At 27.7% G+C, this 16,783-nt stretch carries 12 protein-coding genes and 2 tRNA genes; 7 read left to right on the plus strand and 7 right to left on the minus strand.

Annotated elements, in window-relative coordinates:
• Positions 1-2: 2 nt before the first annotated feature.
• Complete coding sequence (gene tal, locus GN160_RS02940; RefSeq protein ID WP_192380226.1) at positions 3-959, minus strand: transaldolase; 957 nt, start codon at positions 957-959, stop codon at positions 3-5.
• Positions 960-2,048: 1,089 nt separating this feature from the next.
• On the opposite strand from tal, the gene cysP reads away from it, so the two are divergent.
• The 4 genes from cysP to cysA are packed head-to-tail and all read left to right on the plus strand — an operon-like array spanning position 2,049 to position 5,801.
• A complete protein-coding gene (gene cysP / locus GN160_RS02945; RefSeq protein ID WP_192380228.1) occupies positions 2,049-3,044 on the plus strand; it encodes a thiosulfate ABC transporter substrate-binding protein CysP in 996 nt (331 codons plus the stop codon).
• Positions 3,028-3,858 (plus strand): sulfate/thiosulfate ABC transporter permease CysT, encoded by an 831-nt coding sequence (gene cysT / locus GN160_RS02950; RefSeq protein WP_420021978.1) that lies wholly within the window; start codon positions 3,028-3,030, stop codon positions 3,856-3,858. The genes cysP and cysT overlap by 17 nt, the downstream gene beginning before the upstream one ends.
• Complete coding sequence (locus GN160_RS02955) at positions 3,858-4,700, plus strand: sulfate ABC transporter permease (RefSeq protein WP_192380231.1); 843 nt, start codon at positions 3,858-3,860, stop codon at positions 4,698-4,700. The genes cysT and GN160_RS02955 overlap by 1 nt, the downstream gene beginning before the upstream one ends.
• A gap of 24 nt (positions 4,701-4,724) precedes the next feature.
• The gene (gene cysA / locus GN160_RS02960; RefSeq protein ID WP_192380233.1) at positions 4,725-5,801 is read left to right on the plus strand and encodes a sulfate/thiosulfate ABC transporter ATP-binding protein CysA; all 1,077 of its coding nucleotides are present in this window, start codon (positions 4,725-4,727) and stop codon (positions 5,799-5,801) included.
• Between the two features lie 144 nt (positions 5,802-5,945).
• Here cysA and ptsI read toward each other — a convergent pair whose 3' ends face one another.
• From ptsI to cysK, 3 genes are all read right to left on the minus strand, one after another.
• Positions 5,946-7,658: a phosphoenolpyruvate-protein phosphotransferase PtsI gene (gene ptsI / locus GN160_RS02965; protein ID WP_192380235.1), complete on the minus strand. Its 1,713-nt coding sequence runs from the start codon at positions 7,656-7,658 to the stop codon at positions 5,946-5,948.
• A gap of 47 nt (positions 7,659-7,705) precedes the next feature.
• Positions 7,706-7,963, minus strand: a complete 258-nt coding sequence (locus GN160_RS02970; protein ID WP_192380237.1) for an HPr family phosphocarrier protein — start codon at positions 7,961-7,963, stop codon at positions 7,706-7,708.
• A gap of 338 nt (positions 7,964-8,301) precedes the next feature.
• Positions 8,302-9,246, minus strand: coding sequence for a cysteine synthase A (cysK, locus tag GN160_RS02975; protein WP_192380239.1), 945 nt, complete (start codon positions 9,244-9,246; stop codon positions 8,302-8,304).
• Positions 9,247-9,603: 357 nt separating this feature from the next.
• Here cysK and ligA point away from each other — a divergent pair, with 357 nt between their 5' ends.
• Positions 9,604-11,649: an NAD-dependent DNA ligase LigA gene (gene ligA, locus GN160_RS02980; protein WP_192380240.1), complete on the plus strand. Its 2,046-nt coding sequence runs from the start codon at positions 9,604-9,606 to the stop codon at positions 11,647-11,649.
• Between the two features lie 164 nt (positions 11,650-11,813).
• On the opposite strand, the gene GN160_RS02985 is transcribed toward ligA, so the two are convergent.
• Together GN160_RS02985 and GN160_RS02990 are read right to left on the minus strand one after the other, a co-directional pair.
• Positions 11,814-11,887: transfer RNA gene (locus GN160_RS02985), tRNA-Lys, on the minus strand.
• Positions 11,888-11,928: 41 nt separating this feature from the next.
• Positions 11,929-12,001 (minus strand) — tRNA-Val (locus GN160_RS02990).
• Between the two features lie 151 nt (positions 12,002-12,152).
• Here GN160_RS02990 and gltX point away from each other — a divergent pair.
• Positions 12,153-13,565 (plus strand): glutamate--tRNA ligase, encoded by a 1,413-nt coding sequence (gene gltX / locus GN160_RS02995; RefSeq protein WP_192380242.1) that lies wholly within the window; start codon positions 12,153-12,155, stop codon positions 13,563-13,565.
• A gap of 237 nt (positions 13,566-13,802) precedes the next feature.
• On the opposite strand, the gene GN160_RS03000 is transcribed toward gltX, so the two are convergent.
• On the minus strand, positions 13,803-14,990 hold the full coding sequence (locus GN160_RS03000) for a nucleoside transporter C-terminal domain-containing protein (protein WP_192380244.1): 1,188 nt from the start codon (positions 14,988-14,990) through the stop codon (positions 13,803-13,805).
• 311 nt (positions 14,991-15,301) lie between these two features.
• Here GN160_RS03000 and GN160_RS03005 point away from each other — a divergent pair, with 311 nt between their 5' ends.
• Positions 15,302-16,552 carry an Nramp family divalent metal transporter gene (locus tag GN160_RS03005; RefSeq protein WP_192380245.1) on the plus strand — a complete coding sequence of 417 codons (1,251 nt, stop codon included), beginning with the start codon at positions 15,302-15,304 and terminating at the stop codon, positions 16,550-16,552.
• The last annotated feature ends 231 nt before the right edge of the window (positions 16,553-16,783 follow it).

Genomic DNA, 16,783 nt, shown 5'->3' on the forward strand with positions numbered 1-16,783 from the left:
TTTCATAGTGCCTTATCCAAAAGCATTTCTAATTTTTCTTGATCTATTGTAAATAAACGTATTCCTTCAGATAGTTTTTCTACTGCCATTATATCTTTATTGTGTTTATGGTGGAATTCAGTTTCTGAAAGAAATATTGGTTTAATATTAGATATTGGGTTGATTGTAGGGAATAGTTTTTGTTGGATGTCTTGATTATTATTAATTAATATATTTAGAAAGAATGGAGAAATTGTTAATTTATCACATCCCGCTAAAGCTAGTATCTGTTCTATTTTGCGAAAACTAGCACCCATAATTACAGTTTGATAATGATGTTTTTTATAGTAGTCGTATATTTTTTTTATTGATTTCACTCCAGGGTCGTTATCGACTGAATATTGTATAAATGGTTTTTTTTGATTGTACCAATCATAGATGCGACCAACAAATGGAGAAATTAAAAATACTTCAGATTCTGCACAAGCACGTGCTTGTGCAAATGAGAAAATAAGTGTTAAATTGCAATTTATTTTTTCTTTTTTTAATTGTTCTGCAGTTTTTATACCTTCCCATGTTGCTGCGATTTTAATAAGAATACGTGATCTATTGATGTTTTGTTCTTCATATAATTTAATTATTTTTCTAGCTTTTTTTATAGTTTTTTCATAATCAAAAGAAAGTCGTGCATCTATTTCAGTCGAAATAAGACCTGGTATATATTCTAGTATATGTGATCCAATATTCACTATTAGTTTATCAGCAGCATTGGTTATTTGATAACGTTTGTCACCTCCTATTTTTTTTGCAAATTCTAATGCATTTTCTAAAAGTTTTTGATAGGATCCGCAATTAATTGTTTTTAAAATAAGAGACGGATTGGTGGTGACATCTTGTGGTTGAAATTTTTTGATTTCTTCTATATTTCCACTATCTACTACAATAGTACTGAATTGTTTTAGTTTTTCTAATTGATTCATTTCAACTCCTCAACTTACATAATAGTATGAAAATATTTCATTATTGAACTATGATTTATGCATATGAGAATAAGAATTGAATTTATTGGGTAATTTAAACATTTAATTAAAAATTAGAAATTTCATTTTATTTATTATTTTATTTTGTTTATTAATATACAATTAATCCATTATCCTTATCCTTATTCATTTCATGGTGGTATATATTGTGTTAATTCTAAATTCAATTATGAGATTTTAAATTAACAATCGGTATTGAATAATTTTAATTTTATTTTATATATAGTATACATGTAGCATATTTATATGTCACTGAATTATTTAAGAATTTGAATTAATAATTTATCAGGTTACAATTTATTTTAATTATTTATTATTTTATTAATTAGAAAATAATTTATTTATTAATAATTTATTATTTATTATTTTCATTGGTTACTTATTTTGAAAATTTATTATATGTTATTATATTAATATCTAAAATAAATAAATTATTGCTCAATTCAATTTTAATAACGTTTTAAATTATTTACTTATTTATTGTAATTTTGATTTTATTTTATTAATGGAATAAGAGATGTTATGTTATTTAATTATTACTTTGCCAAATTTAATTATTAAATTTTATGATTTATGTGTCTTATATAATTGAAATGGTAATATGGTATGTATTGATGTTAGTTTTCATATATGAATTTTATTTTTCTCAACAGATTTAGAACACGTTTTCCCAAAATTTACGTGATTTGAATTATTGAAATTTAATTTTTATTGATATTATGATAGTTTTGGATTTTTTTTGATATTTTATGTTAAATATTTTCGACATAAAATATTGTTATGTATGATTTTTATGTCATTTAATGTATATTTTAGATACTTAGTTAAATATTTTGCAATCTTGGTTATAAATTATTAGTTCTAAATTTGGCATCCTGTATTACTTTTAATGAATGTTGTTCTTAAAAGTATATTTAAGTTTATTATTAATATTTGTATTTAAATTAATAATTATAAGATGATTTAATAAATGTTTGGTAGCATATGTTTTTGAGATATTTCATATATAAATTTTTAAGACAATTTTTTATGGGTTGTTCATTCTGTATATGCGTTCAATTGGAAGCTACAGTATTATTAAATAGTTCTTATGATATCTCTCGAGAATTATTTACTGCACTTAATTCAGAATTTGTTGTAGAATGGCAACGCAAACATCCTAATGATAAATTGTTAATTCGTCAATCTCATGCTGCTTCAACTAAACAAGTTATGTCCGTTTTGCATGGTCTTCGTGCTGATGTAGTAACCTATAATCAGTTTATAGATGTACAAACTTTATATGAGCGTGGTCGTTTGATTCCTTTTGATTGGCAAAAACGATTACCTAACAACAGTTCTCCATTTTATTCTACTATGATTTTTTTAGTACGAAAAGGTAATCCTAAGAATATTAATGATTGGCATGATTTAGCACGTGATGGCATAAAATTAATTTTTTCTAATCCTAAGATATCTGGTAGTGGTCGTTATGCATATTTGGCTGCATGGGGGGTAATTTCTCAAAAATTTAAAGGAGATCAGAATAAAATTCGTTCTTGGATGTCTAAATTTCTTAAAAATGTTGAAGTATTTGATATTGGTGGACGTAATGCTACTACTACTTTTATTGAGCGCGGTCAAGGAGATGTTTTGATAAGTTTTGAATCAGAATTATGTAATATCATTAATCAATATAAGACCAATGATTATGAAGTTGTTATACCTAAAGTTAGTATTTTTGCTGAATTTCCAGTAACTTGGATAGATAAAAATGTCGATAAAAATGGCACTAGAGAAGTTGCTATTGACTATTTAAATTATCTTTATAGTAAATCTGCACAAGAAATCATTGTTAAATTTTATTATCGTGTACATTCAATTAATCTCATGCGTAAAAATATGAATAGATTTCCTGTAATTCGGATGTTTAAAGTCGAAGATTACTTTGGTAATTGGCAAACAGTTATGGATATTCATTTTAGTGTTGGTGGTGAGTTAGATCAATTATTGAAAAATGGGCGTTGTTATGCTTTTAATAACTAAATCTATATTTCCTTGTTTTAGAATAAGTTTTGGTAGTAGTTTGTTTTTTATTTGTTTAATTTTTTTATTACCTTTAAGTGCATTAGTAATGCAATTAGCTCAGATGAGTTTATCTCAATATTGGAAGATAATAACTGATCCAGAATTAGTGGTTGCTTATCAAGTAACTTTTTTATCTGCTACTATAGCGGCTTTATTTAATGCAGTATTCGGATTATTAATATCATGGATATTAATTCGTTATCGTTTTCCAGGAAAATTTTTATTGGATGCGTTAATAGATTTACCATTTGCTTTACCAACAGCTGTTGCAGGTTTGACTTTATCAACTTTATTTTCTGTAACAGGTTGGTATGGAGAATTTTTAGATAAATTAGGTATAAAAATTTCTTATACTTGGTTAGGTATAGTTATAGCTATGATCTTTACCAGCGTTTCTTTTGTAATACGTACTGTTGAACCAGTGTTGGATTCTCTTGATCAAGAATATGAAGAAGTTGCTGAAACACTTGGCGCAAATAATTGGCAGATTTTTTCTAAAATTATTTTCCCAGAAATAGCTCCAGCATTTTTAATGGGCATTATTTTATCTTTTATTCGTAGCTTAGGTGAGTTTGGTGCTGTAATTTTTATTTCTGGTAATATTGCTTGGAAGACTGAAGTTGTATCTTTGATGATTTTTATTAAATTGCAAGAATTTGATTATCCTGCAGCTAGTGCTATTGCTTCAGTAATTTTAGCATCCTCATTATTTTTATTGTTTATGGCAAATATAATGCAATCTTATTTTAGTATGAGGATAAGAAGTAATTGATGTTTAATTTTTTTACTTTAGATAGAAAATTTTTTTTCAAGTATGAATACCATAAGCTTTTATTGATTAGTTTAGGAATGGTTATTTCAGTGTTTTTATTATTAGTGCCCGTAATTTTTATTTTTTTGATTGCTTGTTCAGAAGGATGGATGATTTTATGGAATAATTTAAATAATTCAGATATGTTGCATGCAATTGAGTTAACATTATTTATTTCATTAATTAGTGTTCCAGTGAATTTAATTTTTGGTATTTTATTTTCTTGGTTAATTACTAGGTTTAATTTTTATGGTCGTCAATTATTATTGATATTAATTGATTTACCTTTTATTCTATCCCCAGTTATTGTTGGTTTATTGTATTTGTTATTTTATAATAATAGTAGTTTTATAGGTGATTTATTATATCAGTGTGATGTGAATATAGTGTTCGCATGGCCTGGAATGTTGTTAGTGACTATTTTTGTTACTTCTCCTTTTGTAATACATGAAGTTATGCCTTTGATGTTGAATCAAGGTAGTCAAGAAGATGAAGCGGCTATATTATTAGGTGCTTCATCTTGGCAAATGTTTCGTTTTGTTACTTTGCCTAATATTCGATTATCCTTGATTTATGGGGCAATTCTTACAAATGCACGTGCTATTGGAGAATTTGGTGCAGTATCTGTTATATCTGGTTTAATTAGGGGCGAAACTTGTACTTTGTCTTTACAAGTAGAATTATTATACCAAGATTATAACATTGTAGGTGCATTTGCAGCTGCTTCATTATTAGCAATAATTTCGATCTTTATATTGTTTTTTAAGAAAATTGTACAATGGCGTATTATGTGTAATTTATAATAATTTATATTTTAGAAGAGTTTTATGAGTATTGAAATTATCAATATAAATAAATTGTTTAATAAAATTCAAATTTTAAATAATATTTCATTAAAAGTTCATTCTGGCCAAATGGTAGCTTTATTGGGTCCGTCTGGTTCAGGAAAGACTACATTATTACGTATTATTGCAGGTTTGGAGGGTCATGATAGTGGTTCTATTATCTTTGCTGGCCAAGATGTTAGTAATGTTCATGTTCGTGACCGTAAGGTGGGTTTTGTCTTTCAGCATTATGCTTTGTTTCGTCATATGACAGTTTTTGATAATATTGCTTTTGGTATAAAAATATTGCCTCGCTCCAAAAGACCAAAAGGATTATCTATTAGTTGTAGGGTAAAGGAGTTATTAGAAATGGTACAGTTGGGAAATTTAGCTAATCGTTATCCATCTCAGTTATCTGGTGGCCAAAAACAGCGTGTTGCTTTAGCTCGTGCTCTTGCTGTTAATCCTAAAGTTTTGTTATTAGATGAACCATTTGGTGCTTTAGATGTACAGGTTCGTAAAGAATTACGCCGTTGGTTACGTTGCCTTCATAAAGAATTAGGGTTTACCGGTATTTTTGTTACTCATGATCAAGAAGAAGCTATGGAAATAGCAGATAGAATAATAATTATGAATTATGGTAATATTGAGCAAATTGGTACTCCTCAAGATGTTTGGTGTTTTCCAGCTAATAGATTTGTTTTAGAATTTTTAGGAGATACTAATAGATTAGTGGGAAAGATAAGTGGATCGAAATTGTTTATAGGTGATTATTATTTGCCGTTGTATTATATTCCTAGCTATCAGGGTGAAGTGGAGGTTTTTTTTCGTCCTTGGGAAATGAATATGAGTAAACATCCTAGTGTTCTCTATTTTTTACCTGTTCAAATTATTGATGTTAGTTTACGAGGGTACTATTATCAATTAAATGTACAACCCCTTGGTCGTTGGCATCAGGGTTTGTTAAGTGTAGTAGTAGTTAATGTTAATAGTAATCTAATTCCAAAACAAGGTGATCTTAGATATTTAAGTGGAGAAAATGCCCGATTATATATAGGTCAACAAGCTTTAATTTTGTGACATTGGATTACGTTTAATCAATAAAATTATTAACGTTTTGTTATTTTTATAATTTACGATGTTACAAGTAGTTTTAATTATTTTATGCATAAATTAATTAATGTTTAGTTGCTTTAGAAGCATAATCAGTTTTACTTAATAATTTTATTTTTCACAATCATTAATCAGATAATTTAAGTCTTTTGTAGTTGAATAATGTAATGCTTTTTCAGCTAAAGATTTTGCATCACTATATTTTGTATTACAAATAATTTTTTTTATTTTTGACATTGACGTAGCATTCATGCTGAATTTATCTAATCCCATTCCTAATAGTAAGGATGTGGTCTGTTCATTACTCGCCATTTCTCCGCACATACTAGTCCATTTACCTTCTGCATGAGAAGCGTCTATTATTTGTTTTATCAATAAAATTATAGATGGTGACAAAGGTTCGTATAGATGTGAGACAAGTTTGTTTCCTCTATCTACAGCTAAAGTATATTGTACTAAATCATTTGTACCAATGCTAAAAAAATCTACTTCTTTAGCTAAGTGATGAGCAATTATTGCTGCTGCTGGTGTCTCGATCATTATACCCACTTCAATTTTTTTATCAAACTCTTTTTTTTCTTTGCTTAATTGATCTTTAAGGAAATTTAATTCTAATTTTAGAGTTTGTATTTCTTCTACTGAGATGATCATAGGGTACATTATACTTAGTTTTCCAAAATAAGAAGCGCGTAAAATAGCACGTAATTGTGTATGTAATATTTCTTTATTATCTAAAACGATTCGAATTGCTCTCCATCCTAAAAATGGATTATCTTCTTTTGGCAATTTAAGGTAAGGCAAATTTTTGTCTCCTCCTATATCTAAAGTTCGTATGATAATACCATCAACAAAAGTCGATTCAGCTATATTTTTATAAGCTTGAAATTGTTCTTCTTCACTAGGAAATGTAGATCTATTCATAAATAAAAATTCTGTTCGATACAATCCAATACTTCTAGCTCCATTATTTTTGGCATTTTCAATATCGTGTATGGTGCCGATATTAGCACATATTTCTACTTTATGTTTATCTATAGTAATAGCTGGAAGATTTTTAAATTTTATTAATTCTTTTTTTTCACATAAATATTTGTTTTTTATTTTTTTTATTTCCTTAATAACTTTTTGGTCTGGATTGATATAAATTTTGTTGTTAATAGAATCTAAAATCAAGAAATCTTTATTGTGAACTTGTTTAGTAATGTTACCTGTTCCTACAATAGCTGGTAATTCTAAAGAACGAGCCATAATGGAGGTATGAGAAGTAATTCCACCATCGTCAGTAATAAATCCTAATATATTTTTTAGATCAAGTTGTACTGTTTCTGATGGTTTTAAATCCGCAGCTACAAGGATTATTTTTTTATTGAGATTATTTAAATCTACAATTGGTATATTTAGGACGTTTTTTAATAATCTATTCCCTATATCTCTTACGTCAGCAGCACGTTCTTTTAAATACTTATCATCAAGTTGTTCTAATGCTTTTGCTTGAGTTTCAATTACCATATTAATAGCTGCGTCAGCAGTAATTAATTCTTCTTTTATAAGTGTTATAATATCTTGTTTGAGTTCTTCATCCTCTAGTAACATTAAATATCCTTCAAATATCGCTTCTTTTTCTTTACCAAACGTTTTATTAGCTTTATTTTTTACTTCTTGTAGTTGTTGGGAAGTTTTTACTATTCCATTGAGAAAGCGATTGATTTCATTTTTGATGCAATTGTCAGATATTTTTTTTTGATTTATAAATATTTCTTCTTCTTTTATTACTAAGGCTTCACCTAAGGCAATGCCAGGTGATACTGAAATTCCTTCAATCATTATTTTTCCTTATTTAAATTTATTTTATTTTTAGATTTTATGTTTATTTAATTAAGTTTCGTAATTAATTTTACTAAATATTCGACTGCTTCTTGTTCATCTTCACCCGTTGCAATTATGTTAATAATTGATCCTTGTGTTAATCCAAGAGTTTGTATCTTAAAAAGACTTTTTGCGCTTGCACTTTTACCATTAGAGATAATAACAATTTCAGAATTGAAATTTTTTGCTTCTTTTACTAATTGAACTGCAGGTCTTGTATGTAATCCGTTAGGAGTAGTTATTACAACTTCTTGTTGATACATCTTTCCCTCCATTTTATTTTAGATAAGTTTATAAATTATTTATAGTTTTATTTTTTTTAGTTTTCAATATACTTCTAGGTTTTATGACTGTGAATACGAAAAATTTTGTTAATTTTGTTATTAACTACAAGCTATGTATTGAATTTTAATTGTTTCTGCATGTTATAGATTTTAAAACACTATAATATATTCGCGATTTCATAAATAAGAAATCTGTGTTTTCAATTAAATTTCGACAATATTTTAAAATTAGCTAAATATTGAAGTAAGTACAACAATAATTTATTATGTTAAGATGTATTACGTCAAGTATAAAATATTCTCCTTTTTATTTTTTCTTATATACCAGAGAACAAATCTGTACTAAAATAACGTTCAGCAGCAGAAGGAAGAATGACAACAATATTTTTATTTACGTATGTTTTATCTTCCTGTAACTTTATTGCTGCAGCCACTGCGGCTCCTGATGACAAACCCGCTAAAATTCCTTCTTTTTTCATTAAAAATTTGGCAGTATTAATAGCTTCATCGTCGTTAATTGTTACCACTTTATCTATTAATGACAAATCTAGATTTTTTGGTATAAATCCAGCTCCAATACCTTGAATTTTATGTACTCCCGGTTTAATTTCGTTGTTAGATAATTTTTGAGTTATTACCGGAGAGTTTTTTGGTTCTACTGCTACTATAAGAATTTTCTTTTTTTGGTTTTTTTTAAAGAATCTGCCTACACCTGTTATTGTGCCTCCAGTTCCAACGCCTGCAACGAATATATCTATTTTACCGTTTGTGTCTTTCCATATTTCTGGGCCAGTTGTTTTTTCATGAATTTCTGGATTAGCAGGATTGCTAAATTGTTGTAACATTATGTAACGTTTTGGATCATTAGCAACAATTTCTTCTGCTTTGGCTATAGCCCCTTTCATACCTTTATAACCTTCGGTAAGAATTAAATTAGCTCCCAAGATTTTAAGTAATTTACGTCTTTCGTCACTCATACTGTTTGGCATAGTTAGTGTTAATTTATAGTTTCGAGCTGCTGCAACATAAGCTAATGCAATGCCAGTATTACCACTTGTTGGTTCTATTATCTCAATATCTTTTTTCATTAAGTTATTTTTTTCTGCATTCCAAATCATGTTGGCACCTATACGGCATTTGACACTAAAACTTGGATTGCGTGATTCTATTTTTGCAAAAATTTTCCCGTTTCCAAGTTTGTTTAATTTAACAAGAGGTGTATTTCCTATTGTTGTAGAATTATCTTCGTATATTTTTGTCATGATTATTTTCCTATAAATTTGTTTTTAGATTATATATATTATATATGTTATTCATTTAGTTAGTTTTATCTGGTTCTTATCATATCGTACATGTAGATTAATTTTATTTTTCTTTAAGATAATATTTTGAAATAATATTTGTTTTGATATTTTAGATTTTTATATTTAGAATTATAACAAGAATTTGAAACAAAATTATGTAAAATTAGTTATTTTAAATAATAGTTAATTCGTCTTTATTTTTTATAATTATAAGTGTAAGTTTAGATTTTTGTTGTTTTTGTGATTTTGAGTGTTTCTTAATCAACATTTAGTTTTAATTTATTGATTCATATAATTTATGATTTGTGTATTTTTATGGTTTATAACGTAGAGTATGTTATTTTATTACGTAAATTATTATATCGTTGGAACTATTCATATTATGTAAAAAATGATCCAGAAGTGTCCGACTTAGTATATGATCAAACTTTGGAAAAATTACGAAGTTTAGAATTAAAGTATCCAGATTTAACTTCTATAGAATCCCCTACTAAAAAAATTGGAGTAACATTAGAAAGTGGTTTTAGTAAAATTCGTCATCTGACTCCAATGTTATCTTTGGAGAGTATTTTTAAGGTAAGTGAATTATTGTTATTTGATGAGCGTGTTCGAGATGTTTATTCTGATAAAAATGAAATTTTTTATTGTTGTGAATTAAAATTAGATGGATTAGCAGTTAACATATTATATAAACACGGTGTATTAGTATCTGCCGCTACTCGCGGTGATGGTGTCTTTGGAGAAGATGTTACTGCTAATGTACTTACTATTACTAGTATTCCGTTTAAGTTGAATAGAGTTGATGGCATGCCTAATTTATTAGAGATTAGGGGTGAAGTATTTATGTCAGATACAAATTTTGATCAATTAAACGAGTTTGTTAAACAACAAGGGAAAAAAGTTTTTAAAAATTCAAGAAATGCCGCATCAGGATCGTTGCGTCATTTAAACCCTCAAGTTACTGCTGACAGAAAACTAAATTTTTTTTGTTATGGTATAAGTTATGTGGAGGGAGGTTCTTTACCTAACAAACATTGGGAACGTTTGCAATATTGTAGATCTTTAGGTATACCTGTTGCTGACCATACACGTCTTTGTCATGGCAGTAATGCAGTTTTGCAATATTATAATGATGTACAAAAGATTCGTTCTATTTTAGGATTTAAAATTGATGGCGTTGTAGTTAAAGTGAATGATATATTGATACAAGAGCATTTAGGACGTTCATTTAAATTTCCTAGTTGGGCTATTGCCTATAAATTTCCTAGTAAAAAACAGTTGACTCAAATATGTGATGTAAGTTTCCAAGTTGGTCGTACTGGAATATTAACTCCAGTAGCTCGTCTTAACCCGGTCACATTATCTGGAGTTACCATATGTAATGTTAGTTTGTACAATATGGATGAAATTAAACGACTTGATGTAATGATTGGTGATATGGTGGTGATATGTAGAGCAGGTGATGTTATACCTAGAATTATAGAAGTAGTTAAACATTATCGCGTTTCAAATGTTGTTTCGTTAATAAAAGCCCCTAATTGTTGTCCAGTATGTGGTTCAAATATTGTAGAAAGGATTGAAACGTCAACAATGCTATTTTGTAATGCTGGTTTATTTTGTATCGCACAACTCAAAAAGTCTATACAACATTTTGTTTCTTGTAAAGCTATGGATGTTTCAGGTTTAGGTAATAGTATTATAGATAAACTAATTAAAAATAATTTAGTTCACAGTCCTGTTGATTTATTTAATTTAAATATTAATCAGCTAATATGTTTAGACAACATGGGTTTGAAATCTGCGAATAATTTATTAAATTCCATAAAAAGATCTAAAAGAACTACTTTTTCTCGTTTTTTGTATTCTTTAAGCATACCTAAAGTCGGAGAAGTTATTGCTGTTAACCTATCCGCTTTTTATAGTAGTATTTATGAATTAATGCAAGCAGATATTTCTTCTTTAATGATTGTACGTAATGTTGGTTATGTCGTAGCGCGTAATATATATCATTTTTTTAGAGAAGAGAATAATGTAAAAGTAATTAAACAATTGCTTAGTCCTTCAATTGGCGTGCATTGGACAATTTCTTCTGATTATGTTTTACAGTGTGAGGAAAATACATCAGATAATTGGTTTTTTAATAAAAATGTAGTATTTACAGGTCGTTTGACTGTTTTTTCTCGTGATGAAGCAAAAAGTAAGTTATTGTCATTTGGAGCTAATGTTTGTAACGTTATTTCTAGTAGAATTGATGTATTAATTGTTGGAATTTTTCCTGGTCGTAAATTACGTCAGGCTATACAGAAAAATGTTAAAATTATGAACGAAGTAGAAATGATAAATATATTCAAGAAATTATAGTTTGTATTTTTTTTGTAATTTATCGTACTTTGCTAAATTAAATTACGAATTGAAAATAAACTATAATTTTATAGATGTTTTTTGTATTATTTTATCAAGATAATGATAATTAACTTGTAATTATAGATTTTTATTTTGGTATAGAATGAGTATTTTATTTAGTATGGGCCGTACAGGATTCGAACCTGTGACCAATTGATTAAAAGTCAACTGCTCTACCGGACTGAGCTAACGACCCAATAACTTTTTAAGAGAAAGAATTCTTATAATTTTGTGATATAGGTGATGGCGGATTCGAACCGCCTACCCCCTCCTTGTAAGGGAGGTGCTCTACCACTTGAGCTAATCACCTTCATTAAATTCACTCTTATTATATGGAATATTTGGAAAATGAGTCAATATTTTTGTGAGCTTGTAATTTTAATTAAGTTTTATCAGCTTTATTTCTGGTAAGATAATGATCTAATTGTTTATTTTTTAATTGTTCTATATTTAGGTTATTTATGAAAATTAGAACTCGTTTTGCTCCTAGTCCAACTGGACAGTTACATATTGGCAGTATTCGTACAGCCCTCTATGCTTGGTTATTTGCTAAGCAGCAAGGTGGAAAATTTGTTCTTCGTATAGATGATTCTGACATAAGACGTTCTACACAAAAAAATGTTAAGGAAATAATTCAAATTATGTGTTGGTTGAATCTTGATTGGGATGAAGGTCCATATTTTCAATCAGAGCGATCTAGTCGTTATAACAGTGTAATTGACAAAATGCTTATTGAAGGGAAAGCATATAAGTGTTTTTGTTCACGAAAAAGGCTGGAACATTTACGTCAAGTACAATTAAGAAATAATATTAAACCTCGATATGACGGTCGTTGTCGGTATTCTTCACTTAATTATCAATCTTGTATAAAGAATAAATCTTATGTTGTTCGTTTTTGCAATCCTTGTGATGGAGAGGTAAAATTTTACGATGAGATTAAGGGATGGATAACGTTTAGTAATCAAGAATTAGATGATTTAATTATTTGTCGTGATGATGGTTCTCCTACATATAATTTTTGTGTCGTAATAGATGATATTGATATGAATATTACGCATGTAGTTCGAGGTAATGATCATGTAAATAATACTCCTCGTCAAATTAATATTTTCAAGTCATTAAATGTATTGCCACCAAAGTATGCTCATTTACCTATGGTGCTGGATGAGTTTGGTAAAAAATTTTCTAAAAGATCAGAAAATTTAGGGATTGTTAAATATCAAAAAGATGGCTTTCTTCCTGAAGCTATATTGAATTATTTAGTAAGATTAGGATGGTCTAGAGGTGATCAAGAAATTTTTAATGTAGAAGAAATGAAACGGTGTTTTAACTTTAATTCTATAAGTAGATCTCCTGGTTTTTTTGATATAAATAAGTTAGTTTGGTTGAATCATTATTATATTAATAATTTGCCAGTGACTTCCATTGCAGATTATTTGGAAAATTATATGAAACAGCAAAATCTTAATGTTAAAAATGGTCCGCCATTAATTGATATAGTTAAAGTATTTGGGCCTCGTTGTAAAACTTTAAAGGATATAATTGATTCTTCTTTTTTTTGTTATAAAGATTTTGATATCTTCAAGAATACTTTGTCTAGGAAATATCTACAACCAGAAGTTATAGAGCCTTTATTCATAATACGTAAAAAATTAACTTCCTTGAAGATTTGGAGTATGAATAAAATTCACGACTTAATTCTTGAAGTGGTGACTGAATTAAGCATACAAACAAATAAATTAGGTATGCCATTGAGAATAGCTTTAACTGGATTAGATAAATCACCTAATCTAGCTGATATTGTATATCTTATCGGTAAAGAGCGTTCGTTAAAACGTATTGACACGGCGTTATATTATATTTCTAAATTATAATTTAATTTTATTTATTAGAAAACTAAAATTTTGATTTTTATGTTTTATTATTGAATTTTTTAAAATTGATTTTAGGATTAAGATTAAGATATTCAACAATTTATATGTTAATATTCGATGTGATTAATAATTCAATACAAGTGTTATAGATACTATATAGATCATTTGTTTATTTTTGAATTTGTTAATGTCATATATCATATGAATTATATGTTAAAATACTTGTGATTTGTTATTTTATATAATCAAAGCAGCAACAGTTGTTGATAATAAATTAATTAGAGTGGAATTATAAATTAATTTTAGGCTGTATTGAGATAGTATATTTCCTTTTTCTTTATTTAAAAATTTTATAGTCCCTATAATGATACCAATGGACGAAAAATTAGCAAAAGATGTTAAGAATATAGATACTATTCCAATTGTATTAGTTGAAAGATTTTGTGAGATTTTTTGCAATTCTGTCATTGCTATAAATTCATTAGTTAATAATTTAATTGCCATTATTTTACTAACTTGTAGTGCTTCGTTTGTTGGTATGCCTATAATCCATACTATAGGTAAAAATAAGTATCCTAATATTTCTTGAAATGTAATGCCTAAAAATGATTTAAACATGGTATCAATAGCAGAAATTAAGGCAATAAATGCAATTAACATCGCGCTAATAATCATTACTATGTTGAAGCCTATTAATATGTATTCTCCTAATATTTCAAAGAAACTTTGTTTTTTATTTTGGAAGATATTAATTTTGATATCTTTTACGTCATTAATTTGATATGGATTTGAAATGGACAATATGATGAAAGTACTAAACATATTTAGTATCAAAGCTGCTATGACGTATTTTGTATCAAGCATTTTTGTATAAGCACCTATAACGGACAAGGATGCTGTAGACATCGCTGTTACAGCCATAGTATATATGCGGTTTTCCGAAATTTTTTTCAAAACATCTTTGTATAATATAAAATTTTCGGATTGCCCCAGTATTAGAGAACTAATGACATTAAACGATTCTAATTTACCCATGCCACTAATTTTGGCGAGTATACTGCCGAAGGTTATAACAATAAATGACAAAACCCGAACGTATTTTAAAACACCTATTATAGCAGATATTAAAATAATTGGACATAATACATTTAAGAAAAAATATGCTATTCCTTCTTTATTCATATTTCCAAATATAAAATTGGTACCTATTGTAGTAAAAATTAATATCTGGTCGAAAAAGAAAATTATATATTTTGTGAAATATAATCCAATTTGTGAATGTAAAAATAGATAAGCAAGAATGATTTCTATTATTAATAGTTGAATAATAAATTTTGGACGTATTTTGTTGAGGTTATTGTTTATTAAAAGCGATAAAATAGTTAACATAATTATTGATACAGTGAAGTGAAAGATTCGTAACATGATTTCTCCAGTATTGATTTTGTTATCAGAAAATTTATGGCAAATTTATGATATAAGATATACATTTTATTATGCTTTTTATGTATTGTCTGAGTTAATATTATATGTATAGTTGTATGTATCTATAAGTGTATTTTAGGTAAGACTTAAAGTAAAATATAAAAATTGTGTTATGTTTCTGTTAACATTGGCTAATATTTGATTGTTTAGAAGCAGTTATAGTTAGCAAGGCAATAAAACAAATTTAGCGACTCTCTATTGTTTTATGTGATATATTAAAAGAATGCATTCTTGTATATAAGATTATTCGTATGTTGAATAACAAAAATTCTGGTTTTTTTATTTGTTATGTAAAGAGAATTAAATTTAAGTTACTTGGTCCAGCTTTTGTGGCTGCAATTGGTTATATTGATCCTGGAAATTTTGCAACTAATATTCAAGCTGGTGCTAGTTTTGGTTATAAACTACTGTGGGTTGTAGTTTGGGCTAATTTAATGGCAATGCTTATTCAACTTCTTTCTGCTAAATTAGGAATTGCTACTGGAAAAAATTTAGCGGAACATATTCGTGATTATTTTCCTCAACCAGCAGTTTGGATATATTGGGTGCAAGCAGAAGTTATCGCTATGGCTACAGATTTAGCTGAGTTTATTGGAGCAGCAATTGGTTTTAAGATATTATTCAATATCTCTCTATTACAAGGAGCAATTTTAACTGGGTTAATTACTTTTTTGATTTTAATGTTACAAAATAATAAAACAAAATTTTTAGAATTAATAATTGGAGGATTATTATTTTTTGTTGCTATTTCTTATGTAATAGAATTATTTTATTCTCAACCTAAATTAAAGATATTAGGGTATGGAATGTTATTTCCGATATTGCCTAATCGTGATGCAGTATTTCTTGCTGCCGGTGTGCTGGGTGCTACCATTATGCCGCATGTTATTTATCTACATTCTTCTCTTACTCAAAGTAATTCTTTACAGGAGACACGTTTTGATCGTTATTCTGCTACTAAATTAGATGTTGCTATAGCTATGACAATAGCTGGATTTGTTAATTTGTCTATGATGGCTACTGCAGCATCTGCTTTTCATTTTAGTGGATATACTGGAATTACCGATTTGGATGATGCTTATCTTACATTATCACCCTTATTAAATAATACTGCCGCTACAATTTTTGGATTAAGTTTAGCAGCAGCGGGGTTATCTTCTACTGTTGTTGGAACTATGGCTGGACAGGTTGTTATGCAAGGTTTTGTTCGTTTTCGTATTCCATTATTGTTACGTCGTATTGTTACTATGTTGCCTTCATTTATAGTTATTTTACTTGGTATTGATCCAACTCATATTTTAGTGACTAGTCAAATATTACTTAGTTTTGGAATTGCATTAGCACTAGTACCATTATTGATTTTTACTGGTGATGTACATTTAATGGGTGTTGATATGGTGAATTCTTCATTTGTTAAATTTTTAGGTTGGTTAATTACTATTATAGTAATTACATTAAATATTTATTTATTAATTGGTACTATTACAGATTATTTTTTATAGTATCATTAAGTAATATTTTGGAAATTATTAATAGTATTTTTGTGATAGGAAGCTCTTATTGATATTTTGAATGTTATAAATTTTCAAGATCTTATAAGTGTCTTTGACAGGAATCGAACCTGTAATTAGCTTTTAGGAGAAGCTTGTTATATCCGTTTTAACTACAAAGACCTGTGATTTTGTTGTATATTAGTTTATTTTCTATCAGGTATAATTGTTATTCCTTTTTAA

It is taken from the genome of Blochmannia endosymbiont of Colobopsis nipponica, from assembly GCF_014857065.1.
In the GTDB taxonomy this organism is placed as follows: domain Bacteria; phylum Pseudomonadota; class Gammaproteobacteria; order Enterobacterales; family Enterobacteriaceae; genus Blochmanniella.